Source organism: Rhizobium sp. MHM7A, assembly GCF_005862215.1.
Lineage (GTDB): Bacteria > Pseudomonadota > Alphaproteobacteria > Rhizobiales > Rhizobiaceae > Rhizobium > Rhizobium bangladeshense.
On sequence record NZ_VCHT01000027.1, the window covers coordinates 1 to 25,201 of the forward strand.

Consider the following 25,201-nt stretch of genomic DNA (forward strand, 5'->3'; position numbering starts at 1 on the left):
CGCAGCGCCTCTTCCACCGAGATCTCGTCGAACGGGTTCATCGACATCTTCACATTGGCAAGCTCGACACCCGTGCCATCCGGCTTCACGCGGATCTTCACGTTGTAGTCGACAACCCGCTTGACGGGCACGAGAATCTTCATGGGGCCTTCCTTCAACAGAGATTGGTTTCGCGAGGTTTTTGGAAAATGCGCGCTCAGGCGCCGCTTCGATCGTCGAATGGCGACATGGATACGCGTTTTTCCTCCAAATACAACGCTTGCATGACGCCAGCCGGGCTTCGCTCCGGCAATATATGGACGTTTACGTTCACGTCAATATGTCGGTCAGCCTCGGTCTCGGCCCCAAGGAAGACGCTGCCCGCTTCGCCCACCTGTGCTTGCTGCCACGGCGTCAGCCTCATCTCTGACGGCGCGGGGCGTTACAATTTGCCGGTCGAAGAGCGGCACGCCGGGGCGGCGCAGCACGAGGATCAGAAGGGCACCGGTAAGAATGCCGCCGACATGGGCGCCCCAGGAAACGTCGCCGTCCGGTGCAATCGCCAGCATGAAGAATTGTTGTCCGATCCACAAAAGCAGCGGCACGAAGGCCGGCAGGGGCAAGGGCACGCGCAGAAACACCAGAACCCAGACCCTGACGCGCGGATGCAGCATGACATAGGCGGCAACGACGCCTGAGATCGCTCCGGAAGCGCCAACCAGCGGCGCTTCCGACGTCATTGTCAGCAGACCGTGACAAAGGGCGCCGCCAGCCGCGCAGAGCACATAGAAAAGCAGGAAACGCAAATGCCCCATCGCATCCTCGACATTGTCGCCGAAGACCCAGAGGAAGACCATGTTGGAGGCCAGATGCCAGAAGCCCGTATGGATGAAAGCATAGGTGATGTAGGTGAATGGCTCCGGCACAATTTCCAATCCCTGTGCCAACTGCGCGTGTCCGAAGGCGACGGCCGGGATGTAGCCGAGGCCGACCGCCGTCGCCTGAGCCGCCAGTTCGCTCTCCAGGCTGGTGAAGAGCCAGACGGCGAGATTCAGCGCAATCAAAGCCAGCGTCACCCACTGGACCCTGATGTGCTTCAGCGTATTGGCATCGTGAAGTGGTATGAACATAAGGCCCCCCGGCGATCGTGATCGCGGCAAACCTATCGGTTTTTTCCCGGAACCCAAAGCACATCCGCACGACCTCGGTCATTTGCGTGACGGGCCGCGACGAAGAGAAAATCCGAGAGCCGATTGATATATTTCATCGCTTGCTCGCCGACGATTTCACCGTCTCTGCGTGCAAGCGTCACCATGAGGCGCTCGGCCCGGCGTGCGGTCGTGCGGGCCAGATGCAGATGTGCGGCGGCCGGGCTGCCACCCGGCAGGATGAAGGATTTCAACGGATCCAGATCGGAGTTTAGCCGATCGATATCGCGCTCGATCCTCGCGACCTGAGTCTCGACGATCCGTAAAGGCTCATAGGCCGGGGGGGCGCCCGTGTCGGGAGTGGCAAGATCGGCGCCGAGGTCGAAGAGATCGTTCTGGATCGACATCAGCATCGCGTCAAGCTCGGGCAATCCTGTCGTGTAAAGCCGCGCCACGCCTATCGCGGAATTGGCCTCGTCGATCGTGCCGTAGGCCTCGACGCGCAGGTCGTCCTTCCTTCGGCGTCCACCGGAAGCCAGCCCGGTCGTACCGTCGTCGCCCGTCTTGGTGTAGATCTTGTTGAGTTTTACCATGCAGCACCGCCTGCTGGCGGGAGGATTGTAGCACCACCCCAACCTCCCTCATGCTCGGGCTTGACCGGAGCACCCACACCGAATCCATCAGCAGCCGTGGAATGGATACTCGGCTCAAGGCCGAGGATGACGGAGAGTGGATTTGGCCTTTTCGCCAAGCTTGATGCTGACTGAAGAGACACCTCATCTGGCATCCACGTCTCCTCTGTCATTCCACTTCGTCATCAACCCACCACTCCATGGTTTTCCGTCAGGTCGGACGGCCGCCGCCGGTGAACCATAGTGTCAGCATGATCAGGACGACGGCGATTGCCTGCAACAGGACGCGAAGCTGCATCAGCTTGTTGGAGAGGTTGGCATCGCCGCCCTTCATCATGTTGAAGAGGCCGCGGATCAGGACCAGGGCGACGAGGCCCATGACGATGATCGCAAGGATATAGGTGGCCGTGGACATGGCATTCAACTTTCTCGGTCAATCGGTCCAGCGCATCAGATTGTAGAAGAGGTCCGCCGGAAGCAGCCGCTTCAGGAGCATGCCCTGTTTAGCCGGAGTCGTTACAGGATAATGTGGCCTTGGTTTTTTCGAGTTCAATGCGTGTTTCAATACCGAATAGACCGCGTCCGGGCCAAGTTTATGGCGGTTGACCGGCCCCGAGCCGTCAAGCCTCGCCAACTGTCTGGTATAATCGGCTGCGTGCGGCGAATTCCCGATGTCGATGTTTTCCTTGAACTTTGCGAGCGCATTGGCGGTAAAGCGCGTGGCGATCGGCCCGGGTTCGATCAGGCTCACATGGACGCCGCTGCCATGGAGTTCCATGCGCAGGGTGATGCTGAGGCCCTCCAGCGCAAATTTCGAGGCGGTGTAGGCACCGCGATAGCGGTAGGGAACCAGGCCGAGAATGGAGGAGCATTGCACGATCCGTCCGTGACCATGCTTGCGCATGGAGGGAAGGACCTGCCGCGTCAATTCATGCCAGCCGAAGAAATTCGCTTCGAACTGCGCACGCAGCGCCGCCGTTGAGAGATCCTCGACGGCACCAGGCTGGCCATAGGCGCCGTTGTTGAACAGCGCGTCGATGCGGCCGCCGCTGCGGTGGAGGACCGTGGCCACCAGACCGGAGATGGTTTCGACCCTGGCATAATCCATCACGAAGGCTTCGATGCCGTCGGCTTCCAGTGCGGGCAGATCATCCGCATTGCGCACCGTTGCAAAAACGCGCCAGCCATCAGCTTTCAGCGCTCGGGCGCAGTAGGCGCCGATGCCGGAGGAACAGCCGGTGACGACGATTGTAGGCTGTTCCGCCATGGAATGATTCCTGTACAAAATGAGACTCGTTTCCCATATTCGGCCAAACGACACAATCTGGAAAACCGGAGACGGAATGCCGAAGGCGCTGCGCACGATATACGACGTGGTCTATGACGCGATCTGTCATATGGTGGAGGATGACGGCTTTGCGATGGCCAGCCACGTGGCGCTCTCGAGCCTGCTTGCGGTTTTCCCCTTCCTGATCTTCGGCACGGCGCTTGCCAGCTTCCTCGGCGCCGATCAGTTTTCCTCGACTGCCATCCATCTGATCTTCGACACCTGGCCCGAGGCGATCGCCAAGCCTCTCGCTGACCAGGTGCTGCAGGTGTTGACCATTCCTCGCGGCGGGCTGCTTACAATTTCGGTGCTGGCCGCCGCCTATTTCGCCTCGAACGGCGTCGAGGCGTTGCGCATCTCGCTCAACCGCGCGTACAGGGTGCAGGAGACGCGGCCTTGGTATTTCACCCGCCTCGCAAGCCTGGGCTACGTGCTGATCGCCGTCATCATCTTCGCCGCGATCAGCATCCTCCTCGTTGCCCTGCCGCTGGCCCTCGATTATGCGCGCGGCTGGTTTCCGCTGTTTGCCGATACGCTCGACATCGTCTTCAGCTGGCGCGTCTACGGCACGCTCGTCGTGCTCACCGTCGGGCTGCTCGTCGTGCATCTCTGGCTGCCATCAGGCAAGCGGCGGGTCTTCGACGTTATTCCGGGCGTCTTGCTGACGCTGCTTCTCTGGCTCGCCGGTGCGCTGATCTTTGCCTATTATCTCGCGACCTTTGCCAACTATACAGCCACGTATGCCGGTCTCGCCTCGGTTATGATCGTGCTGATCTTTCTCTACATGGTCGGTGTCATCTTCATCATTGGTGCGGAGATCAACGCGGCGCTGATCAAGTTCCGCGTCTTCCGGATGTTCTCCCATACACTTTCGATCGTCGGCAGAGAGCGTGTCGAGCGACGGTCAGAGCCCGACAAGGCGGCGAATATCGGCCCCTGACATGCCCCGGGCACGCAATTCGGCAAGGCCGCTGTCACCTTCGCTTTTCGACAGCTTGCGGCCATCGGCGTCGAGAATGAGACGATGGTGGTGGTAGAGGGGCTGGGGCAGGCCGAGCAGCACCTGCAGCAGCCGGTGCACCGATGTGGCGTGGAAGAGGTCAAGCCCGCGTACGACATGGGTGACGCCCTGCAGCGCATCGTCGACGACCACCGAAAGATGGTAGCTGGAGGGGGCATCCGAGCGCGACAGGATGACGTCTCCCCAGACCTCGGGTTCGGCGGCGATTTCGCCCGTCCTGCCGTCGCCGGTTTCCGTCCAGAACAGCAGTTCGCCGATCAGGTCGAGCGCCCTGCGCATATCGAGCCTCCAGGCGTGCTTTTTCCCGGAGGATACGATATCCCGCCATTCGGTCTCCGGCCGCTCGCGATCAACCGGCGGATAATGCGGCGTGCCGTCGGGATCGCGCGGCCAGGATTGCCCCGTTGCTTCGTAGGCGGAGACGCGCGCCTTCACCTCGCCGCGTGTCAGGAAGGCCGGATAGACCAAGCCGCGCTCGATCAGCGCGTGGAGCGCTGCCTGATATTCGGGGAAATGTTCCGACTGGCGCCGCACCGGGCTTTCCCAATCGATTTCAAGCCAATCGAGGTCCCTCAGGATGCCGGCCTCGAATTCAGGGGTGCAGCGCGTCTGGTCGATATCCTCGATGCGCAGCAGCAGGCGGCCCTTTGCGCTTTCAGCCATGTCGCGGTTCAAGATGGCTGAAAGCGCATGGCCGAGATGCAGCGATCCGTTGGGGCTCGGAGCAAAACGAAAGACAGGTTTTTGACGCTCGCTCGTGGTCATGCTTTCTTCTGCCACGGATTTCAGTTTCGAACCACTGGGAGGACGGGTGCAGATCATCCGCAACGACCATGACGTCAGGCTGGGGCTCGAAGCGCTGCTGCGCCTCGACCCGCGCCTTTCCCCGATCGCCGCGGATGCGGGGCCTCTTCCACTGCGGCTGCGCGAACCGGGTTTTGCCGGCCTTGCCCATATCATCGTCTCGCAAATGGTTTCGCGCGCCAGCGCCGAGGCGATCTGGCGCCGCATGCTGCCTGCGGACGGGCCGCTGACGGCTGAAGGTTACGTGCTGCTTGCCCCCGATGCATGGCGGCAATTCGGTCTGTCGCGCGCCAAGGCCGACACGCTGTCGCGGGTCGCTGAAGCCGTTGCCTCCGGTCGTCTCGATCTTTCCGCACTCTGCCTGAAGCCGCCGCATGAAGCGCTTGGCGAGTTGACGGCGCTGAAGGGCGTCGGCCCGTGGACGGCGGAGGTCTATCTGATGTTCTGCGGCGGCCATGCCGACGTCTTCCCGGCCGGCGACGTCGCGCTGCAGAACGCCGTCGGCGCCGCGCTTGGACTTGCGGCGCGGCCGCAGGCAAAGGCGCTTGCGAAGCTTTCGGAGATCTGGTCGCCGTGGCGCTCGGTGGCCGCCCGGCTTTTCTGGGCCTATTACGCCGTGAAAATGCGACGCGACCTATTGCCGATCGGCTGATCGGCCACGCTCTTCAAATTGCCTTTATCCTCTGAATTTATTGGACTTCACAATCCTGTAACAACCGGCCTAATATACAGGTGCAGATGCCGAATCGATCAGGAGAGTCCCTTGACGATTGCAGTCTCCCCGCAGGCCCTGCCGGCGCTCGTCCTGAACGCTGACTACCGGCCGCTGAGTTATTACCCCTTGTCGCTTTGGTCCTGGCAGGACGCGATCAAGGCGGTGTTTCTCGACCGTGTGAATATCATCGCGGAATATGAACATTCGGTTTCCTCACCGAGCTTTTCGATGCGGCTTCCGAGTGTCGTGTGCCTGAAAACTTACGTTCAGCCGTCCCGAAATCCCGCCTTTACCCGGTTCAACGTCTTCCTTCGCGACCGGTTCGAGTGCCAGTATTGCGGCTCTCACGACGATCTGACCTTCGATCACGTCATCCCGCGCGCCCATGGCGGCGAGACGACCTGGGAGAATGTCGTGGCAGCCTGCTCGCCCTGCAATCTGCGCAAGGGCAGCAAACTTCCGAAGCAGGCGGGCATGTTCCCGGCGCAAAAGCCCTACCAGCCAACGGTGCAGGATCTCCATAATAACGGCCGGCTGTTTCCGCCCAACTATCTGCATGAAAGCTGGCTCGACTATCTCTACTGGGATACCGAACTGCAGCCCTGATAGGGCTCGCCTCAGGCAGATTTGCGGACGCCGACGAAGGCGAAAGCTGCGAGCAGAATGCCTGCGATCACGTTCCAGCCTGCAAAAGACAGGCCAAGCACTCTCAGCGCTGCATCGGTGCAGGATGGGCCTTTGATCGTATTGAGTTCGGTCAGCAGATCGCCGGCATTGCTCGTCATGCCGTTTGCAGTCGTCGAGCAGGTCGCCGGCCCTGGCCAGAAATGCCATTCCACGCCGGCGTGATAGACGCCCATGCCAGCCGTCACCAGCATCAGGACACCGGCCGCGAGAATGAGCGCCCGGGTGATCCAGTTCGGCAGGCCGACGAGCGAGGAGACCGCGCCGATAATGGCGATGGGGATGGCATAATAATAGGGCTGGCGCTGCAAGAGGCAGAGCGCACAGGGAATATAGCCGCCGATATATTGGAAGCCGAGCGCCGCGCCGACTGCTGCCGCCATGCCGATGGCGAGCAGCAGGGAATAGGTAAAGCCGGGGCGGGCGAGCGGCGAGGGGGTGGCAGTCATGGCGGAACTCCGCAAGTGTCCTAGTGAGCGAAAGAGCGGTAGCCGACATATAGCACGATCAGGGCACCGGCACCGACGCCGACGATCTGGCCGAGGCGCTTCTCGATGAAATGGCGGATGGGCTCGCCGTAGCGGCGCAGCAGCCAGGCGAGGAACAGGAAACGCGCGCCGCGCGCCACGATCGCCGAAACGATGAAAAGACCGAGGTTGACGTGGATGACGCCGGACAGGATGGTCACGATCTTGATCGGCGGCAGATGTGCGAGGCCTGAGGTAATAAGCAGCAGGAGGATCGTCTCGTAGGTGACATACGCCTTCATCTGCTCAAAGGCGTCGAGCTTGCCGTAAAATTCGAGAACCGGCCGGGCCACCGTCTCATAGGCGTAATAACCGAGTGCCCAGCCGGCGATACCGCCGAGGACAGAAGCCAAGGTCGCCACGACAGCGTAGCGATAGGAGCGTTCCGGCTTGGCGAGCGCCATCGGCAGGAAAAGTACGTCGGCGGGAACGAGAAAGACGGAGCTTTCCACGAAGGCGATAACGGCGAGCCAAACTTCGGCCGATTTGCGCGAGGCCAGCGACATGGTCCAGTCGTAAAGTCTGCGAAGCATCCCATTCCTTTCCTGTTGCGGTGCAAAAAGCTTTAGGGTCCATGTGCGGCGCTGTAAATGGTTGCCCGTGTCCTTCGTGCCACCGCTGTCTAAAAACTTTGTGATACCGAGGCGTCGCTGCCCCTCCCCGGATTTCATAGGATTGCGAATCGGCCATTCTACGGCGAGGTTGGTATCGTCGACGTGCAGGGTGGCATGAGAATGTTCAATGTGATCGAAGGCGGCCTTGGGCGGGCCGTCCAAATGAATGACCGGGCCGAAGCGGGTCCGGGACCGAGCAGGGAAGACGTGCGCCGGGAAGCGGCGCGGCGACTCAGCGAGAGCGGTTATCACATGTCCCGCGTCCGCGAATTTGTCACCGGCGCGCCGATGGTTGCGTCCCTGAAATACCTGTCGCTGCAGATCGATTTCGCAGCCGAGACCTTGTCGCGGCTCGACCCGATCCCGGATGATTTCCGCTCCGATGGCTACTGGCCGGCGGGTTGAGACGATCACCGCCTCAGGAAAGATCCATTGATTTTTCCCATTGCTGGCGCAGCACGTTCATCTCCGTGCGTTTCTGCGCCATTTCGCTGACGATGGCGCGCAGATTGGGGTGGTGCGACATGAACATGTTGAAATCGCGCCGCTCCAGCACTTCGAACTGGCAGAAGTCGACGGCGATGACGTCCGCCGTGCGCCTTCCACCGCTCAGCAGCGCCATTTCGCCGAAGAAGGAACCCGGTTCCAGACGGATCGCTCCGCTGGCGAGCCGCACTTCGACCGCGCCTGAGGAAATGAAATACATGCTGTCGCCGCGGTCGCCGCGACGGATGACACGTTCGCCGGGTGGAGCCGACCTCGCGTTGAAAAGCAGCAGCAGCTCTTCCTGCGCATCCTCGCCGACCTGGGAAAACAACGGGAAGGTTTCGATCAGCTGCTGCATCTTCAACTGATGCTGGCGTTCGCGTTCCTCGCCGAGCGCTCTGATCTTTTCCAATTCTTTGCCGAGCGTCTTCTGCCTTTTTCTGCCGAAGCTTTCGAAGAGCACGGGCCAGTTCGAATGGATATATTTCCTCATGCCTTCGGTCGCGAAGATCACAATCGGGTTGAGTGTGATCGACAGGATCGCTGCAGCAAGGATCAGATCCTGGCCTTCATGCGGCAGAAGCCCTAGCGAGACGCCGAGGCCAGCGAGGATGAAGGAAAATTCGCCGATCTGGGCAAGACCGCCGGCCAGGGCCAAACCCATGCCGATCGGATATCGCAGCAGCATGACGATCGCGAAGGTGATGACGGCCTTGCCGAGGATGACGAGCGCCAGGGCGCCGATCACGGCCAGCGGCTGGCGCACAAGAATCGAGGGATCGAAGAGCATGCCGACGGAGACGAAGAACAGCACGGAGAAGGCGTTCTGCAACGGCAGCGAATCGGCCGCCGCTCTGTGGCTGAGCTGGGATTCGCTCATGACGACCCCGGCGAAAAAGGCACCGAGCGCAAAGGAGACGCCGAAAATCGCCGCCGAGCCGAAGGCGATGCCGAGCGCGATCGCCAGGACCGTCAGCGTGAAGAGTTCGCGCGAGCCGGTGCGGGCGATCATCGTCAGTAGCCAAGGCACGATACGGGGGCCGAGGAAGATCGCCATGGCGGCGAAGGCCAGCACCTTGAACAAGGTCAGCCCGATCGTCAGGGCGAGCGGCAGCTCGCCGAGGCCGTGATTGGTCGCATCGACGGCGTGGCCGCCGAGAAGCTCTGCCAGCGCCGGCAGCAGCACCAGCGCCAGCACCATCGCAAGATCCTCGACGATCAGCCAACCGACGGCGACGCGCCCGCTTGGCGCATTGACGAGATTGCGCTCCTCCAGCGCTTTCAGGAGCACGACCGTACTCGCCACCGAAAGGCTGAGGCCGAAGACGATGCCGGCGCCAAGGCTCCAGCCCCAGAGCTTGCAGAGGCCTATGCCCAGCAATGTGGCGAGGAAAATGCGGCCGATCGCACCTGGCACGGCGATACCGCGTACAGCGAGCAGATCGGAGGCCGAAAAATGCAGGCCGACGCCGAACATCAGCAGGATGACGCCCATTTCGGCGAGCTGCCCGGCAAGGGCGGTGTCGGCGACGAAGCCCGGCGTGAATGGACCCATCAGGATGCCGGCCAACAGATAGCCGACGAGCGGCGGCAGTCGCAACCGGTCGGCGCCATAACCGAGGACTGCCGCGAAAACGAAACTGACGGCGACCGTCGCGATGAGTCCTACTTCCTGATGCACGTCTGCCCTCGTCTGATGGTAACGGCCGCCACCTTGGACGAAGCTCAAGCAAAATTAAATAGTTGATTTGCGTTTTGCGGCTGGTCTGGGAGGCGTCGGCCTAGTCGCGAACAATAAATTCCACTTCGATTCCAGAATGACAGGTTTGCCGCTGATGTCGGAACCACTTCCCTTTTGCTTCGTAGGCCCTTTAGACAAGGAGAAAGGACATGAGAAAGATCAATCTGAACTGTGCCGTGGCGGCCCTTGCCACCTGCTCGTTTGCAGCGCCTGCTCTCGCGATGACTATCGTTACGAGGGGGCCGGCATTCACCATAAGTGAACGCGGCGTCACTTTCGGTGCTGTGCGCAAACGTGAGCACCGCCGCTATCGACATGATGGCTGCGAAACCAGGTGCGTCCCCCGTCAGACCGATGAAGGCGAGGTGACCAGGACGGCAAGCCGCTGCTATTGACGAAAATTCGCTACAAGGACGAAACCCGGACCCCTTGCTAGCCGGGTTTTCTCCTTTCATGGGCACGGACAGCTCATTGCGGTGGTGGAAGTGATCAGGCGGTGTTATGAGCACCCATTCGTTCGAAGCGCATTCCCAGCGCATAGAACCCCGCACAGGAAATTTCATTATGATTGAGCTTACCCCATCCCAGATCGCCGCACTCAAACTCGCGAGGGATGGAGATCTTTATCCTCAGCCGGCGAACAAATGGACGCATCAGAACGCGACGGTGACCTACGCAAAGACCGACCGCTGGAAAGAGCGGCCGCAGAAGGTGAAATCGGTCACGGCAAAGACGCTGGGCGAGTTGAACGAGCCGGGCTTGCTCGAGCGGCGGCACCTCGACGATGACGCATCGAAAGATGTTTACGGCATCACCATGGCCGGCAAGATGTGGCTGCTGAAGAACAAGTAGTTTTCGGTCAGACGTGCATTCGTTCCGTGCTTCCGCGTCAGCTCGATGATGCGGAGGCGCGACACGACGGCATTCGGGATGGTGGTGCCGCTAAGCGGAGCATAATCGAACCAGTCCGCCTTCGTTCCTGACGGACTGCGGCGAGACAGCCTCCGCCTTGCTGCTCTCTTCGGCTCGCCGAGCCGAAGCCCCACGGAGCGTAGATGGTGCCCCATGCCGGGGTCGAACCAGCACTTCTTTCGAAACTCGATTTTGAGTCGAGCGCGTCTACCAATTCCGCCAATGGGGCAACGGATACGGACGGGCGGCTGTCTAACATGCGAGCACCCGCGCGCGCAAGACGGGCCGGCGAAGTTATCGCAATGGAGCGTTGGAGGATCCGGCCTGGTTTCGAAAGGCCGGATCTCTTTTCATATCAGTGGGCGGCGGCAGGTGCCGCGCTGGGGAGGCCGGACTTCTTCAGCGTGATGGCGAGAATCGAGGCCAGGAGGCAGAAGGCGCCGGCGACGAAGAAGGCGGGCAGGTAGCTCGACAATTCCGTGCGCGATAAGCCGGCGCCATAGGCGGCGGTGGCGGCGCCCAGCTGATGTCCGGCAAAGACCCAGCCGAAGACGATGCCGGCCTTTTCGCGGCCGAATCGGTCGGCGGCGATCTTGACGGTCGGCGGCACGGTAGCGATCCAGTCGAGACCGTAGAAGATGGCAAAGATGGAAAGGCCGTAGAAGCTGAAATCGCTGAAGGGCAGGTAGAGCAGCGAGAGGCCGCGCAGACCGTAGTACCAGAACAGCAGCCAGCGATTGTCGAAACGGTCGGAAAGCCAGCCGGAACCGATGGTGCCGAAGAAATCGAATATGCCCATGACGGCGAGCACGCTAGCGGCGGCCACCGGCATGATGCCGAAATCGCCGCAGAGAGTGACGAAGTGGGTCTGTATGAGGCCATTAGTGCTGAGGCCGCAAATGAAGAAGGTGGAGAAGAGGATCCAGAACGTCGAGGTCGTCGAGATTTCGCGGAGCGTGGTGATCGGCGTCATCAGCGCGGCGCCGAGCGTGGTGCGCGGCGGCGCAGGCGCGACATGGGTTTCTCCAAGTGACGGCAAGTTCACGTCCGAGGGGCGGTCACGCATGAAGAGAAGGACGAGAAGGGCGGCAGCCATGATCATGGCGCAGACGAAGAACACGGTGGCACGCCAGCCGTAACGTTCGGTGAGTTCCGCCATCAGCGGCAGGAAGACCAGCTGGCCGGTGGCCGAACTTGCCGACAGCATGCCGACGACCAGACCGCGATGCTTGACGAACCAACGCGCCGATACCGTTGCCGCCAGCACCATCGCCGTCAGCCCGGTGCCGAAGCCGACGACGATGCCCCACAGGGCCAGCAGATGCCAAAGCTTGGTCATGAAAAGCGAGCCGATGAAGCCCGAGCCGATCAGCGCCAATGCAAAGACGATGACCTTTCGCACGCCGAAATAATTCATGAAGGCGGCGGCGAACGGACCCATGAGGCCGAAAAGGATCAAGCGGACCGCCAGTGCGGACGAAATTTGCGAGGTCTCCCAGCCGAACTCGTCCTGGAGCGGTTTGATCAGAACGCCGGGTGCGCCCATGGCGCCTGCCGTCACCAGCATGGTCAGGAAGGTCGCGGCAACGACAATCCAACCATAGTGAATGTTGCGCCGGGCAAGGGAGGAGGCAAGGGCCGTGGAAACCATAAGGGAAATTCCGTTCGAATTCAGGTGGGAAGCAGTTTTACATGATGATCATCATAATTGTTGCTTATTGATGATGGACATCATATAATTTGTCAAGCGACTATTTCTGGAGACGAAGATGCGGGTCAGCCGCGAGAAATTTGCCGAAAACCGGGAGAGGATCCTCAGTGTTGCCGGCGTGCTCTTTCGCGAGAATGGTTTCGACGGCGTCGGCGTCGCCGACATCATGAAGGCGGCGGGGCTGACGCATGGCGGCTTCTACGGCCATTTCAGCTCCAAGGACGAACTGGCGCTTGAGGTCAGCCGCAAGCTGATCGACAAGGTCGAGACTCGCTGGAAGGAACATATTGCCGAGTCTCCGGACAGGCCGCTGCAAGCACTTCTCGACCATTATATCCATTGGCGCACGGTTGACGATCCGGGCGGCAGCTGTGTCTTCGCGACGTTGATCCAGGAGGTGAGCCGCAGCCGCGGCGCGGTTCGCGCGGTCTTCAGCGACGGGCTGTCCGTGCTGGTCGACACGCTTGCCGATATCGTTCCCGGCGAGACGGAGGAGGAGCGCCGCGCCAATGCCGCGACGACGCTCTCATCGATGATGGGGGCCGTAATTCTTGCCCGCGCCGTCGAGGACAGGGCGCTTGCCGAGCAATTTCTGGTGACGATGCGCCGGCAGCTCGATCCCGCCAATGGGACATAATCCCGATCGCGGAGCCGATGTTCCGACCCTCTCCACGCCAGGCGGGACAGGGAATTACATGTCCTTCTGCCTGCCGACCGGCCACTATTTGAAGCCGGCGACGGCATGCGGGATGTAGGGCGCTTCGAGTGCAGCGATTTCATCGGCGGTGAGTTTGACGGACAGCGAGGCAACGGCATCCGTCAGGTGGTTCGGTTTGGATGCGCCGATGATCGGGGCGGTCACCATGCTCTTCTGCAGGATCCAGGCGGTGGCGACCTGAGCGCGCGAGATGCCGCGGGCTCTGGCGATTTCGGCGACGGCATCGACGATCTTGCGGTCGGCATCGATGGACTGGGTGTAAAGCGTCTTGCCGAATTCGTCGGTTTCGCTGCGGGCCGTCGTCTCGTCCCAGTCGCGGGTCAGGCGGCCGCGGGCCAGCGGGCTCCAGGGGATGACGGCAATTTTCTGGTCTTCGCAGAAGGGCAGCATTTCGCGCTCCTCCTCGCGGTAGAGCAGGTTCAGGTGGTTCTGCATGCTGACGAACTCGGTCCAGCCGTTCAGCCGAGAGACGTAGTGCGCCTTGGCGAACTGCCAGGCATACATGGATGAGGCGCCGATATAACGCGCCTTGCCCGATTTCACGATGTCATGCAGCGCTTCCAGCGTTTCCTCGATCGGCGTCGTATAGTCGAAACGATGAACCTGATAGAGGTCGACATAGTCGGTGCCGAGGCGGCGCAGGCTATTGTCGATCTCGTCGAAGATCGCTTTGCGCGACAGACCGGCACCATTCGGGCCAGGTCGCATGCGGTTGAACACCTTGGTTGCCAGCACGATGTCCTCGCGTTTGGCGAAGTCCTTGATGGCGCGGCCGACGATCTCCTCCGACGAGCCGTTGGAATAGGTGTTTGCTGTGTCGAGAAAATTGATGCCGAGGTCGATCGCCTGCTTGATCATCGTCCGACTCTCCTCTTCCCGCAGGCTCCAGGCATGATTGCCGCGCGCAGGGTCGCCGAAGGTCATGCAGCCGAGGCAGATTTTCGATACTTCGAGGCCGGTCTTTCCAAATTTGACGTATTCCATGAAACGACTCCAGAATCGAGATAACCCCCACGCGGCGTTTCAACATCTAGTGCGAAGCCGCCAAAGATGCAGGGGGACTGAACGAGGAATCTGCGGATGGTAAGTACAATGATGCGTGATGGGCAGCAGTTGGTCTGTGGCTTGCGCATCCGCGCCTCAAGGTGTTAGCTGCTGCAGCATTTCACCGGAATCCGACTATGAGACTGCCGTCCCTTGATCGTTATGACGATCTCTACCGCGATTTTTCCTGGCGGATTCCAGAGGATTTCAACATCGGCCGCGCCGTCAGCGACGAATGGGCGGCGCGAGATCCAGAGCGCGTCTGTCTGGAGCATTTCAGCGAGGGCGGCGACCATCTTTCACTGACCTATGGCGAACTTTCCGGTGCCTCTTCGGCGTTCGCCAATACGCTGGCGTCGCTCGGCATCGAGCGCGGCGATCGCGTTGCTCTGCTGATGCCCCAGTCCTTCGAGACCGTGATTGCGCACGTCGCGATCTATAAGATGGGTGCGATCGCCCTGCCGCTGGCTTTGCTGTTCGGCGTCGAGGCGCTTGAATATCGGCTGAGGATCTCAGGTGCGGCGGCGATCATCACCAATGATTTCGGCCTCGATCGCGTCCGGCAGATCCGGGACCGTCTGCCGGAGCTGCGACATGTGATCAGTGTCAGCAACGCTGCCGACGCCCTCTCCTTTGCCGATCTGACCGCCTCGCATGCGCCGGTCTTCGAGGGAGAGAAGACAAAGCCCGACGATCCGGCGCTGATGATCTTTACCTCGGGCACGACCGGGCCGCCCAAGGGCGCTTTGCATGGCCACCGTGTTCTGCCCGGGCATATTCCCGGCATGCAGTTCGCCCATGAAGGGTTTCCAAAGGCGGGCGACAAGGTCTGGACCCCGTCCGACTGGGCCTGGGCGGGCGGTCTGCTCAATGCGTTGCTGCCGAGCCTTCTGCTCGGCGTTCCGGTCGTCTCATCACCGGCGCAGAAATTCAATGCCGACATGGCCTTTCGGATCATGGCGGAGATGAAGGTGCGCAACGCCTTCATCCCGCCGACGGCGCTTCGGCTGATGCGGTCTGTTTCCGATCCCAGGTCGAAATATGATCTGGTGCTGCGCACTATCGGCTCGGCGGGAGAAGCACTCGGCCGGGAGACCTATGATTGGGCGCGTCGCACGCTCGGCATCACCGTCAACGAATTCTACGGCCAGACGGAGTGCAATTTCGTGCTGTCGTCGAGTGCCGCCTTTGGCGTCACGAAGGCCGGGGCCATCGGACGGGCGGTGCCTGGACATCGCGTCGCGATCGTCAGCGAGGCCGCCGACGAATTGCCGACGGGCGAAGCCGGCCAGATCGCCATCGCCAGTGCCGATCCCGTCATGTTCCTCGGTTATTGGAACGACGCGGCGGCGACCGAGCGAAAATTTCTCAAGGGCTGGCTGCTTACCGGCGACATCGGCCGGCAGGACGAAGACGGCTACGTCACCTTCGAAGGCCGCGACGACGACGTCATCACCTCGTCCGGATACCGCATCGGCCCGGCCGAGATCGAGGATTGCCTGATCGGCCATCCCGCCGTGCAGCTTGCCGCAGCCGTCGGCAAACCTGATGCCGTGCGCACCGAGATCGTCAAGGCCTACATCGTGCTGTCGCCCGATCATTCGCCGAGCGAGGCGCTGGCCGCCGAAATCAGGGAATGGGTGAAGATGCGGCTTTCGATGCACGAATATCCGCGCGAGGTGGAATTCGTCGAGTCGTTGCCGCTGACGACAACAGGCAAGGTGATCCGCCGGCTGCTGCGGGAGAAAGCTGCGGCTGAGGGCTAAGCATTCCGGAGTTGCTTAGCCTCGGCCAGCGAGCGACATAATCTTCTCGCGCAGCATCTTCGCCATGTTGCGGGTGCTGCGATACATGTGGAGCTGGGCGGCGACCTGGCGCATGTCGCGGTCGCCGTTCTGCGTCAGGCCTATGACCAAGGTCCCCATCTCCTCGCGCTCCTGCCAAAAGCGGCTCATGATCGGGTGGTCGGAGACGGCGCAGGAATCCGAGCGCACGATGTTGGCATCGTCGAGATGCCATTCCGTGAGTTCGCTCATCAGGAGCTTGCCCGGCGAATAGCGGGCATAGTTCTCGTCATAGGCCGTCTTCCAGGTATAGGCCTCGCCGCCCATCATCAGCACCACGATGGCGGCGATGGCCTTGCCGTTGAGATCAATCGTATGGATGCGCACGGCGTCGACGGCGGCAAGGTTCGAGACGGCCTCGCGCGCGAAGGCGGTATGATAGCGATCGGTGACGAGAGCGCTTCGCCGCTTGCCCTTCCAGCCGCCGGCTTCCATCGCCAGAAACTCCTCGAACCGGATGTGGACTTCGCGCGGCTGGCGCGCGACGGCGTAGACGGCCGTTCCCTGTTCCTCCAGCAGGCGCCACTGGCGGCGCATCTCGCGCATATGCGAGGAGGATATGGTTTTGCCGAGATAGGCAGGCGCCTCCTCCTCGCTCTGCAGCATCGGTCGCAAATAGGGATTGGCCACAGTGAGCGGAAGGTTGCGGCTGAGTGCCACGGCCTTGAGCATGCGCACGAAAATTCCGTTCAACCTCAGATCCGGCAGGACCAGGGTGCTCGGCAGGTTGAGATCAGGAACGGTCAGCCCCTCGAAGAAATTGTCGAGGGTTTCGGCTGCATCTTCGCTATCGACGAGCGGCGTGCCGAGCGGGCCGAAGCTGTTCGACCAGCCGCGGATGATCGAGGGGCCGACCGCAAAACCGGGTCTATCGAGGGAAAACGGGAGGAGGAAGCGCATCCGGCTGCGGCCGGCATTGTGGTCGCGGATCAGGGCGAAGTTCACCTGCCGGTCTTCGATCCGTGGCATGGCGGGCGCGAGGAAGCGGCCGGAGAAAAAGACGTTCGGCTCCATCGCCCGGTTGGAGAGGAAGTCGAGCTCGTCCTGAAGTTCGTAGCCGAGCTTGCCGGGGTAGAGGCAGAGTTCGCGCCCCGGCCGGCCGATCTCGGCGCGGGCCTCGGCCTGCGGCGCTTCGAAATGCAGCGCCGCAAGATCATGAATCATGCGGTTGGAGATACTGTCGGTGCTTTCGGTGACGGGGGGCAGGCGCACCATCTATCGAACTCTCATTTCTGGCGTTGCGGCGGAGGGGCTGGCGAAGGCGAAGAGAATGATGCCGAGCGTGCGGCGCACGGCGACATGCAGGAGGATAGCCTCGACCGCCATGGCCGAGGCCGTGGCGACGGCGGTGCCTTCGATGCCGTAATGCGGGATCAAAGCAAGGTTGAGGCCGACATTGGCGGCCAATGCTCCGGCATAGAGCGTGACACAGAGGTTCTGCTTGCCGGCCATCATCAGCAGCGTTTCGGCCGGGCCGACCAGTGACTTGGCAAGGATGCCGGCAAGCAGGATTGCCATCAGCAGATAACCTGACGTAAAGGCGTCGCCAAACAGCGACAGCAGCAGATGGCCGGTTGCGAGCACGACGAGGCCGACCCCGAGCGCCGGCCAGAAAGTCCAGCGGGCGGCGTCGGCGGCGGCGGCCGCCAGCTGAGCATGGTCGCCTTCGGCGATAATCGAGGAAAAGCGCGGGCCGGAAGCCGCCTTGACCGAGAAATTGATGAAATGCACCAGCGCCATGGTCTTTGCGGCGGCGAAATAGATGGCGACGTCGTGCGGCTCAAGAAAAATGCCGACGACGATGACATCGGAATTGGTGAGCAGGAAACTCACACCCTCGATCAGGAAGATCGGGAAGGCGACGCTGAGCCAGGCGAGGAATTCGACCTTGCGCGGCCCCTCATCATAATGCCGGCGAAGGCGGTGGAGTGTCGCGCCATATTGGCCAAGCGCAGTGACGAAGGTGGCGGCAAGCGCCGCCTGCATGGCGGTGACGGCCGTGTGCTCTGCGCCCACCGCAATCGCAGTCAGCATGAAGGCGATGATGAGGATCGGCCGGATGATGTAGACCGGGCTCAGCGCCATCACCGGCCAATGGTTCGCCCGCGACGTGCCTTCCAGAATGTCGCCAAGTGCGATCATCGGCATGGCAAGCAGGCCTAGGAAGATCGGGACGAGATAATAGGTCTCGATCATATCACCGAAGAAATGCAGGCCGATCATGCCGGCGGCGAGCATTACCGTGCCGGAAAGCATTGCGAATATGCGTGCCGTGCCTGTCAGGCCGCGGATTTCATCGAAGGCGCCCGCCGCCTTGTATTGCGGAAGAAAGCGCACGATCGCGGTGTGGAAGCCAAGGCAGGAGAGATCGCCGAAGACGACGATCAGCACCCAGACGAAAACGAAGATACCATATTCATACTCGCCCATCAGCCGTGCGAGCACGATCTGCGAGATGAAGGCGAGTGCGGCACTGAGGATGCGGATCGAGAAGGCCGTCAGCGCCATGCGCCGGGCTGCAGCCTTTTCGCCACGTTCGGTGAACATGGCGGCAAACATTCGCAGCGTACGGCCGCCGATCGGGCGCAGGCCCGCGGGCAGCACTTTCTCCGCTGTTTCTATGACCGCCATGATAAACACGCAAAACTCTGAGGTCAGGCAAATCGTCCCTGAAGTCTTGACAGAACAGGGTTAAGAAACGGTTCCGGATTTGGGACTGCCATTCGACTGTAAAGGCAGAGTTTTCGGTGCTGCCGCAGAAAAGAAAATGCCGCCCGGAGGCGGCATTTTCCAGCTTTTGCATCTTGATTCAGACCTGCTCGAAGGCGCCGTGGCAATGCTTGTACTTCTTGCCTGAGCCGCAGGGGCAGGCCTCGTTGCGACCAACCTTGCCCCAGGTGGCAGGGTCGTCGGGATTGCGGTTCTCGGGCGAGACCATGACTTCGGAGGCTTGGTAGATCGGGGCGAAATCGTCTTCGCCTGTCGTCGGATCCAGGTGATGAGCCTGCATCACCGGCGGTTCGGGCTCGGCGGGCGCCTGCTGCACCAACTCGACGCGCATCAGCTGGGCGGTGACGGCCTCGCGCAGATTGTTGAGGAGGCCGGTGAAGAGTTCGAAGGCTTCGGACTTGTATTCCTGCAACGGGTCGCGCTGGGCGTAGCCGCGGAAACCGATGACTGAGCGCAGATGGTCGAGGTTGACGATGTGCTCGCGCCAGAGATGATCGAGCGTCTGCATGACGATCGAGCGTTCGACATAATGCATGATGTCGTCGCCGAAGCGCTCCGCCTTTTCGGTGAAGGCGGCGTTGGCAGCTTGCGTCAGGCGCTCGCGAATATCGTCCTCGCCGATGCCTTCTTCCTTGACCCACTCCTCAATCGGCAGATCGAGGTTCAGGATGTTGGTAACGCCGGTCTTCAGGCCGACGGCATCCCATTGCTCGGCATAGGCGCGCTCGGGGATATGCTTTTCGACAAGATCCTCGATCACTTCGCGGCGCATGTCGGAGACGGTCTCGGAAATATTGGTCGATTCCATCAGCTCGAGACGCTGCTCGAAAATCACCTTGCGCTGATCGTTGAGGACGTCGTCATACTTCAGCAGATTCTTGCGGATATCGAAGTTGCGGGCTTCGACCTTCTTCTGCGCGCGCTCGAGGGCCTTGTTGATCCAGGGATGGACGATCGCTTCGCCCTCCTTGAGGCCGAGCTTGGTCAGCATGCTGTCCATGCGATCGGAGCCGAAGATGCGCATCAGGTCGTCCTGAAGCGAAAGGTAGAATTTCGAGCGGCCGGGGTCGCCCTGGCGGCCGGAGCGGCCGCGCAACTGGTTGTCGATGCGCCGGCTCTCATGGCGTTCGGTGGCGATGACGTAGAGACCGCCGGCGGCGAGCGCCTTCTGCTTGAGCTCCTTGATCTCCTCGACGATCGCCTGGACCCTGGCGTCGCGCTCCGTACCGGCCTCGACTTCGCCGAGTTCGCGTTCAATACGCATTTCCAGGTTGCCGCCGAGCTGAATGTCGGTACCGCGGCCGGCCATGTTGGTGGCGATCGTGACGGCGCCCGGCACGCCTGCCTGGGCGACGATATAGGCTTCCTGCTCGTGGTAGCGGGCGTTCAGCACCTGGAAGTCGTTGAAGCCCTGCTTGCGCAGGCGCTCGGCGAGCAGCTCCGACTTCTCGATCGAGGTCGTGCCGACGAGCACCGGCTGGCCGCGTTTATGAGCATCGAGGATTTCGTCGATGATCGCCTTGAACTTTTCGTCGAAGGTCCGATAGACCTCATCGTCCTCGTCGATACGCTTGATCGGCAGGTTGGTCGGGACCTCGATGACATCGAGATTGTAGATATTGCCGAATTCCTCCGCTTCCGTCTGCGCCGTGCCGGTCATGCCGGCGAGCTTGTCGTACATGCGGAAGTAGTTCTGGAAAGTGATCGAAGCGAGCGTCTGGTTTTCCGGCTGGATCTGTACCTTTTCCTTGGCTTCGAGTGCCTGGTGCTGCCCCTCCGAATAGCGCCGGCCCGGCATCATGCGGCCGGTGAATTCATCGATGATGACGACTTCGCCGTTGCGGACGATGTAGTCCTTGTCGCGCTGGAAGAGTTTGTGGGCCTTCAGTGCATTGTTGATGTGGTGGACGATGGCCACATTCTCGATGTCGTAAAGGCCATTGCCCTTCAAGAGGCCGGCCTGGCGGAGCAGATTTTCCAGCTTCTCGGTGCCTTCTTCGGAGAAGTTGGCGGAGCGCTGCTTTTCGTCGATTTCGTAATCGCTAGGCTCCAGCAGCGGAATGAAGGCGTCGATCGTATTGTAGAGTTCGGAGCGGTCGTCGAGGGGGCCGGAGATGATCAGCGGCGTGCGCGCCTCGTCGACGAGGATCGAGTCCACTTCGTCGACGATCGCGAAATTGTGGCCGCGCTGGACCATCTGATTCTTCTCGTACTTCATGTTATCGCGCAGATAATCGAAGCCGAGCTCGTTGTTGGTGGCATAGGTGATGTCGCAGGCATAGGCGGCGCGGCGCTCCTCGTCGGAGAGACCGTGGACGATGACACCCGTGGTCATCCCGAGGAAGCCGTAGACGCGTCCCATGTTCGCGGCATCGCGCTGGGCGAGATAATCGTTGACGGTGACGACGTGCACGCCCTTGCCGGAAAGCGCGTTCAGATAGACCGGCAGCGTGGCCACGAGGGTCTTGCCTTCGCCGGTCTTCATCTCGGCGATCGCATTCGAGTGCAGGATCATGCCGCCAATCAGCTGTACGTCAAAAGGTCGCAGGCCGAGAACGCGGCGCGAAGCCTCGCGCACGACGGCGAAGGCGGGAATCAGAATGTCGTCGAGCGTTTTGCCTTCGGCAAGAAGAGCACGGAATTCGACGGTCTTTGCCGCGAGCTGCTCGTCCGTCAGGGCTTTCGTCTTCTCTTCGATGGAGTTGATCGCAGTGACGTTCGGCTGGAAGGACCGCACGCGGCGATCATTGGACGACCCAAATAACTTGCGGGCTATACCGCCAAAGCTGACCATGTGACTGGTCCTTTCTCAATATTCATCCGCCACGCTTCTTGTCCGCGGCCCAGCCGAAAATCAGGCGCACGCCTTTGAAACGCCCGGAAACTGTTCTGGACGCGAGGTTGCGTGACAGATAAGAGGGGGGTCGAATGATGTCAACGGATTTGGCGGATACAGAAAGGCCACAATCCGGTGTTGATGGCTATTTTGAGCTGGAATAGGCGACGCTGAAGCCGGCGATGTAACTGTGAAGGGTTATTTGATGTTGAGCACCAATAAATTCGCCACGCTGGCGTTTGCAACTTTCGTTGCATTCCAGGCTCCGGCCCATGCAGAGGACGCCGTCATCGCCAAGGTCGGCAATCTTGAGATCCACCAGTCTGAACTCGATCTCGCCGTCGCCAACCTCGATCCGCAGCTGGCACAGCTTCCCGACGACCAAAAGAAGGTCGCAGCCCTGTCCGCCGCCATCGATGTGAAGCTGCTTGCGGCCGGCGCTACGACGGAGAAGCTCGATCAGACCGACGAATTCAAGAGGCGCATGCAGTATCTCTCCGATCGCGAGCTGCACAATGCCTATTTCAAGAAGCACGTCGTCGACACCGTGACCCCTGAAGAAATCAAGGCTCGTTACGACAAGGAGGTCGCAGCCCTGCCGAAGCAGGAGGAAGTCCACGCCCGCCACATCCTGGTCAAGACCGAGGACGAAGCCAAGGACATCATCAAGCAGCTCGACGCCGGCAAGGATTTCGCCGAACTTGCCAAGGAGAAATCCACCGACCCGAACAAGTCGGAAGGCGGCGATCTCGGCTATTTCTCGCGCGGCCGCATGGTCAAGGAATTCGAGGACGCGGCCTTCGCGCTCGAGAAGGGCACCTATTCCAAGACGCCCGTCAAAACCGATTTCGGCTATCATGTCATCAAGGTCGAGGACAAGCGCGACGCTCCGCCGCCGCCTTTCGACCAGGTGCAGGACCAGGTTCGTCAGCTCGTCATGCGCGACAAGTATCTTGCCCTCCTCAACCAGGCCAAGTCGTCTGCCAAGATCGAGATCTCGGACGAGGCGCTACGCAAGGGTTACGACGAGGCCAACAAGCAGCCGGAGCCCGGCGCCGAACCCGCCCAGCCGGCGCCGAAGCAGTAATATCCGCATCCGGGCCCGGTTCTTCCGGGCCCTTCGTTATCGTTGTTGTCGCATTTCCGGACGGCGAGCCGGTTCTTCAGTCGCCGGGAAATGCTCATTGGCAGGTTTCATCATGTCCGGTTCCGTTTCGCCGCTCGCCCCGAAATCCTTCGTCCCGATGCCTTCGCTGCGCGGCGTGCGCATGGCGACCGCTTCGGCCGGCATCAAGTACAAGAACCGCACCGACGTGCTGATGATGGTCTTCGACAAGCCGGCATCGGTCGCGGGCGTCTTCACCCGTTCCAAATGCCCTTCGGCGCCGGTCGATTTCTGCCGTGCGAACCTGCCGCACGGGACTGCACGCGCCGTCGTGGTCAATTCCGGCAATGCCAATGCCTTTACCGGCATGAAGGGCCGCCAGGCCACAGCGCTGACGGCGAAGTCGGCTGCTGCGGCAATTGGCTGCAGCGAGAATGAGATCTATCTCGCATCGACCGGCGTCATTGGCGAACCGCTCGATGCCGCCAAATTCTCAGGCGTCCTTGACAGGATGCAGGCCGAGGCGACCGGCGATTTCTGGTTCGAAGCCGCCAAGGCGATCATGACCACCGACACTTATCCCAAGGTTTCGACCCGCAGCGCCGAGATCGGCGGCGTCGCCGTGACCATCAACGGCATTGCCAAGGGCGCCGGCATGATTGCGCCCGACATGGCGACGATGCTCTCCTTCATCGTCACCGATGCCGACATCGCGCCCGCAGCGCTACAGGCGCTTTTGTCCGACGGTGTCGGGCCGACCTTCAACTCGATGACCGTCGACAGCGACACGTCCACCTCCGACACGCTGATGCTGTTTGCGACGGGTGCGGCGGCCGAAGACGGCCAGCCGCACATCGACCGCGCCGATGATCCGCGTCTTGCCGCTTTCCGGGCAGCCCTGAACGAAGTGCTGAAGGATCTGTCGCTGCAGGTGGTGCGTGACGGCGAAGGCGCCACCAAAATGCTGGAAATCACCGTGACCGGCGCCGAGAGCGATGCCGCCGCCAAGCGCATCGCGCTGTCGATCGCCAACTCGCCGCTGGTCAAGACGGCTGCTGCGGGCGAAGACGCTAACTGGGGACGTGTCGTCATGGCCGTCGGCAAATCGGGGGAGATGGCGGATCGCGACCGGCTTGCCATCTGGTTCGGCGATATCAGGGTCGCGGTCAATGGCGAGCGCGATCCCGACTATTCCGAGGAAGCAGCCTCGAATGTGATGAAGGCACAGGATATCCCCGTCAAAGTCGATATCGGCCTCGGCACTGGATCGGCAACCGTCTGGACCTGCGACCTCACCAAGGAATATGTTGCGATCAATGGCGACTATCGGAGCTGATCGTCCATTGGTGCAGGCATCCATATCTTCGCAGAATCTGCCGCTGGTCCGCAGGCTGGAGGCCGTCGGCTTTCGCGCCTGGCCGGCGGCATCCGTGCAATATGACGGCAGCTGGCAGGTGCGGCTGACCGCGGGCCATCCGTCCAACCGGCTGAATTCCATCGTGCCGCTCGATCCCTCGGATCATCGCGATGTCGAGATCCGTCTGGAAAAGGCGAGCCGGAAATTCGAGGCCTATGGCCGCGCCGCCGTCGTCCGCCAGACGCCGCTCGCGTCGCCGGTGCTGATCGAGCTTCTCAGCGCCCAGAACTGGACACGGTTCGACGAGACCGTGGTGATGACCTGCAATCTGGCCGAGGCTGAGCTGCCGGATACGCTCGATCACCTGCCAACCCATGACGTCGGCCGTTTCGTCGATGCCAACCTGGCGGTCGACGGGGCGCCGCCGAGCCTGAAACCGGCGCTTGCCGAAATCATTTCGGCGATCAAGCCGCCGTCGGGGCTCTTCATGATCGAGAATGCAGTGGAGGGACCGCTTGCGACCGTGCTCTGCGTCCAGGACAACGATCTTGCCGGCATCATGTCGCTTTCGGTCTGCGAAACGCGTCGACGCGAGGGGCTCGGCACCGAAATCCTGACCTCGGCGCTGCGCTGGGCGCGCATGCGCAGCGCCCGCTCGGCCTGGCTGCAGGTCAAGCTTTCCAATCGTCCGGCCATTGCGCTCTACGAGCGCCTCGGTTTTCGCGGCGCCTATCACTATTGCTATTGGCAGCGGGAGTCGCGATGAGCGAGGCAGGTCGGAAGATATTGCTGGTCGCCGCCTGTGCGCTGATCGATGCCGACGGGCGTATCCTATTGGCACAACGTCCCGAGGGAAAGTCGCTGGCCGGGCTCTGGGAATTTCCCGGCGGGAAGGTAGAACCCGGCGAGACGCCGGAGGAGACGCTGGTGCGCGAACTCGAGGAAGAGCTCGGCATCAAGACCAAGATCGCCTGCCTGGCGCCGTTCACCTTCGCCAGCCATTCCTATGAGACGTTTCACCTGTTGATGCCGCTCTATATCTGCCGGCGCTATGAGGGCATTGCCCAGGGCCGCGAAGGGCAGGCTTTGAAATGGGTGCGCGCGCAGGCCCTTCGGGATTACCCTATGCCGCCGGCCGACGAGCCGCTTATCCCGATGTTGCAGGATTTACTTTAGCGTTAGCTGATTATTGTTGTGCAGCCGCGTTTTCCGCTGTGGATATTAATGGATCGTTTAACACCTTCTGCCAAAGATCAGCCTCAATCA

The 25,201-nt window shown here is 61.3% G+C and carries 25 protein-coding genes, 1 tRNA gene and 1 pseudogene; 12 read left to right on the forward strand and 15 right to left on the reverse strand.

Annotation, left to right across the window (positions count from 1 at the left end; genetic code table 11):
- The 5 genes and pseudogenes from FFR93_RS38090 to FFR93_RS38110 form a co-directional block, all read right to left on the reverse strand.
- A pseudogene (locus FFR93_RS38090) lies at positions 1-143 on the reverse strand (electron transfer flavoprotein subunit beta/FixA family protein); the annotation flags it as partial.
- A 183-nt stretch (positions 144-326) separates the two neighbouring features.
- On the reverse strand, positions 327-1,109 hold the full coding sequence (locus tag FFR93_RS38095) for a rhomboid family intramembrane serine protease (RefSeq protein WP_138396949.1): 783 nt from the start codon (positions 1,107-1,109) through the stop codon (positions 327-329).
- A 32-nt stretch (positions 1,110-1,141) separates the two neighbouring features.
- Positions 1,142-1,720: a cob(I)yrinic acid a,c-diamide adenosyltransferase gene (locus tag FFR93_RS38100; RefSeq protein ID WP_064713739.1), complete on the reverse strand. Its 579-nt coding sequence runs from the start codon at positions 1,718-1,720 to the stop codon at positions 1,142-1,144.
- Between the two features lie 250 nt (positions 1,721-1,970).
- On the reverse strand, positions 1,971-2,174 hold the full coding sequence (locus FFR93_RS38105) for a twin transmembrane helix small protein (protein WP_064710624.1): 204 nt from the start codon (positions 2,172-2,174) through the stop codon (positions 1,971-1,973).
- Positions 2,175-2,192: 18 nt separating this feature from the next.
- Positions 2,193-3,026, reverse strand: coding sequence for an SDR family oxidoreductase (locus FFR93_RS38110; RefSeq protein WP_064713738.1), 834 nt, complete (start codon positions 3,024-3,026; stop codon positions 2,193-2,195).
- A gap of 76 nt (positions 3,027-3,102) precedes the next feature.
- Here FFR93_RS38110 and FFR93_RS38115 point away from each other — a divergent pair, with 76 nt between their 5' ends.
- A complete protein-coding gene (locus FFR93_RS38115) occupies positions 3,103-4,026 on the forward strand; it encodes a YihY/virulence factor BrkB family protein (protein ID WP_064713737.1) in 924 nt (307 codons plus the stop codon).
- Here the strand turns inward: FFR93_RS38115 and gluQRS are convergent.
- Positions 3,991-4,872 (reverse strand): tRNA glutamyl-Q(34) synthetase GluQRS, encoded by an 882-nt coding sequence (gluQRS, locus tag FFR93_RS38120; RefSeq protein ID WP_138396950.1) that lies wholly within the window; start codon positions 4,870-4,872, stop codon positions 3,991-3,993. The genes FFR93_RS38115 and gluQRS overlap by 36 nt on opposite strands.
- Here gluQRS and FFR93_RS38125 point away from each other — a divergent pair.
- Positions 4,871-5,563: a DNA-3-methyladenine glycosylase gene (locus FFR93_RS38125; protein WP_138396951.1), complete on the forward strand. Its 693-nt coding sequence runs from the start codon at positions 4,871-4,873 to the stop codon at positions 5,561-5,563. The genes gluQRS and FFR93_RS38125 overlap by 2 nt on opposite strands.
- A 111-nt stretch (positions 5,564-5,674) precedes the next feature.
- Positions 5,675-6,232: an HNH endonuclease gene (locus FFR93_RS38130; RefSeq protein ID WP_064710619.1), complete on the forward strand. Its 558-nt coding sequence runs from the start codon at positions 5,675-5,677 to the stop codon at positions 6,230-6,232.
- An 11-nt stretch (positions 6,233-6,243) separates the two neighbouring features.
- Here the strand turns inward: FFR93_RS38130 and FFR93_RS38135 are convergent, their stop codons facing one another.
- The gene (locus FFR93_RS38135; protein WP_138396952.1) at positions 6,244-6,759 is read right to left on the reverse strand and encodes a disulfide bond formation protein B; all 516 of its coding nucleotides are present in this window, start codon (positions 6,757-6,759) and stop codon (positions 6,244-6,246) included.
- Between the two features lie 20 nt (positions 6,760-6,779).
- A complete protein-coding gene (locus FFR93_RS38140; RefSeq protein WP_064710617.1) occupies positions 6,780-7,370 on the reverse strand; it encodes a YqaA family protein in 591 nt (196 codons plus the stop codon).
- Between the two features lie 195 nt (positions 7,371-7,565).
- Here FFR93_RS38140 and FFR93_RS38145 point away from each other — a divergent pair, with 195 nt between their 5' ends.
- Positions 7,566-7,856 carry a hypothetical protein gene (locus tag FFR93_RS38145; RefSeq protein ID WP_138396953.1) on the forward strand — a complete coding sequence of 97 codons (291 nt, stop codon included), beginning with the start codon at positions 7,566-7,568 and terminating at the stop codon, positions 7,854-7,856.
- Between the two features lie 13 nt (positions 7,857-7,869).
- Here FFR93_RS38145 and FFR93_RS38150 read toward each other — a convergent pair whose 3' ends face one another.
- Positions 7,870-9,618 (reverse strand): cation:proton antiporter, encoded by a 1,749-nt coding sequence (locus FFR93_RS38150; RefSeq protein ID WP_138396954.1) that lies wholly within the window; start codon positions 9,616-9,618, stop codon positions 7,870-7,872.
- 209 nt (positions 9,619-9,827) lie between these two features.
- Between FFR93_RS38150 and FFR93_RS38155 the strand changes: the two genes are divergently transcribed.
- Together FFR93_RS38155 and FFR93_RS38160 are read left to right on the forward strand one after the other, a co-directional pair.
- The gene (locus tag FFR93_RS38155; RefSeq protein ID WP_138396955.1) at positions 9,828-10,073 is read left to right on the forward strand and encodes a hypothetical protein; all 246 of its coding nucleotides are present in this window, start codon (positions 9,828-9,830) and stop codon (positions 10,071-10,073) included.
- Positions 10,074-10,242: 169 nt separating this feature from the next.
- Positions 10,243-10,530 (forward strand): hypothetical protein, encoded by a 288-nt coding sequence (locus FFR93_RS38160; RefSeq protein ID WP_064710615.1) that lies wholly within the window; start codon positions 10,243-10,245, stop codon positions 10,528-10,530.
- Positions 10,531-10,734: 204 nt separating this feature from the next.
- On the opposite strand, the gene FFR93_RS38165 is transcribed toward FFR93_RS38160, so the two are convergent.
- A tRNA-Leu gene (locus tag FFR93_RS38165) sits at positions 10,735-10,819 on the reverse strand.
- A gap of 126 nt (positions 10,820-10,945) precedes the next feature.
- Positions 10,946-12,241, reverse strand: coding sequence for an MFS transporter (locus FFR93_RS38170; protein WP_064710614.1), 1,296 nt, complete (start codon positions 12,239-12,241; stop codon positions 10,946-10,948).
- A 118-nt stretch (positions 12,242-12,359) separates the two neighbouring features.
- Between FFR93_RS38170 and FFR93_RS38175 the strand changes: the two genes are divergently transcribed.
- On the forward strand, positions 12,360-12,938 hold the full coding sequence (locus FFR93_RS38175) for a TetR/AcrR family transcriptional regulator (protein WP_138396956.1): 579 nt from the start codon (positions 12,360-12,362) through the stop codon (positions 12,936-12,938).
- An 84-nt stretch (positions 12,939-13,022) separates the two neighbouring features.
- Here the strand turns inward: FFR93_RS38175 and FFR93_RS38180 are convergent, their stop codons facing one another.
- Positions 13,023-14,003 carry an aldo/keto reductase gene (locus FFR93_RS38180; protein WP_138396957.1) on the reverse strand — a complete coding sequence of 327 codons (981 nt, stop codon included), beginning with the start codon at positions 14,001-14,003 and terminating at the stop codon, positions 13,023-13,025.
- Positions 14,004-14,200: 197 nt separating this feature from the next.
- Here FFR93_RS38180 and FFR93_RS38185 point away from each other — a divergent pair, with 197 nt between their 5' ends.
- On the forward strand, positions 14,201-15,829 hold the full coding sequence (locus FFR93_RS38185; RefSeq protein ID WP_138396958.1) for an AMP-binding protein: 1,629 nt from the start codon (positions 14,201-14,203) through the stop codon (positions 15,827-15,829).
- A 15-nt stretch (positions 15,830-15,844) separates the two neighbouring features.
- Here the strand turns inward: FFR93_RS38185 and FFR93_RS38190 are convergent, their stop codons facing one another.
- From FFR93_RS38190 to secA, 3 genes are all read right to left on the reverse strand, one after another.
- Complete coding sequence (locus tag FFR93_RS38190) at positions 15,845-17,122, reverse strand: GNAT family N-acetyltransferase (protein WP_138396959.1); 1,278 nt, start codon at positions 17,120-17,122, stop codon at positions 15,845-15,847.
- Complete coding sequence (locus tag FFR93_RS38195) at positions 17,123-18,538, reverse strand: lipopolysaccharide biosynthesis protein (protein WP_138396960.1); 1,416 nt, start codon at positions 18,536-18,538, stop codon at positions 17,123-17,125.
- Positions 18,539-18,716: 178 nt separating this feature from the next.
- Positions 18,717-21,431: a preprotein translocase subunit SecA gene (secA, locus tag FFR93_RS38200; RefSeq protein WP_064713728.1), complete on the reverse strand. Its 2,715-nt coding sequence runs from the start codon at positions 21,429-21,431 to the stop codon at positions 18,717-18,719.
- A 247-nt stretch (positions 21,432-21,678) separates the two neighbouring features.
- Here secA and FFR93_RS38205 point away from each other — a divergent pair, with 247 nt between their 5' ends.
- From FFR93_RS38205 to mutT, 4 genes are all read left to right on the forward strand, one after another.
- Positions 21,679-22,560 carry a peptidylprolyl isomerase gene (locus tag FFR93_RS38205; RefSeq protein ID WP_064713727.1) on the forward strand — a complete coding sequence of 294 codons (882 nt, stop codon included), beginning with the start codon at positions 21,679-21,681 and terminating at the stop codon, positions 22,558-22,560.
- 112 nt (positions 22,561-22,672) lie between these two features.
- Positions 22,673-23,914, forward strand: coding sequence for a bifunctional glutamate N-acetyltransferase/amino-acid acetyltransferase ArgJ (argJ, locus tag FFR93_RS38210; protein WP_138396972.1), 1,242 nt, complete (start codon positions 22,673-22,675; stop codon positions 23,912-23,914).
- Positions 23,895-24,701 carry a GNAT family N-acetyltransferase gene (locus FFR93_RS38215; RefSeq protein WP_138396961.1) on the forward strand — a complete coding sequence of 269 codons (807 nt, stop codon included), beginning with the start codon at positions 23,895-23,897 and terminating at the stop codon, positions 24,699-24,701. Before argJ ends, FFR93_RS38215 begins: the two co-directional genes overlap by 20 nt.
- Positions 24,698-25,111 carry an 8-oxo-dGTP diphosphatase MutT gene (gene mutT / locus FFR93_RS38220; protein WP_064710605.1) on the forward strand — a complete coding sequence of 138 codons (414 nt, stop codon included), beginning with the start codon at positions 24,698-24,700 and terminating at the stop codon, positions 25,109-25,111. Before FFR93_RS38215 ends, mutT begins: the two co-directional genes overlap by 4 nt.
- The last annotated feature ends 90 nt before the right edge of the window (positions 25,112-25,201 follow it).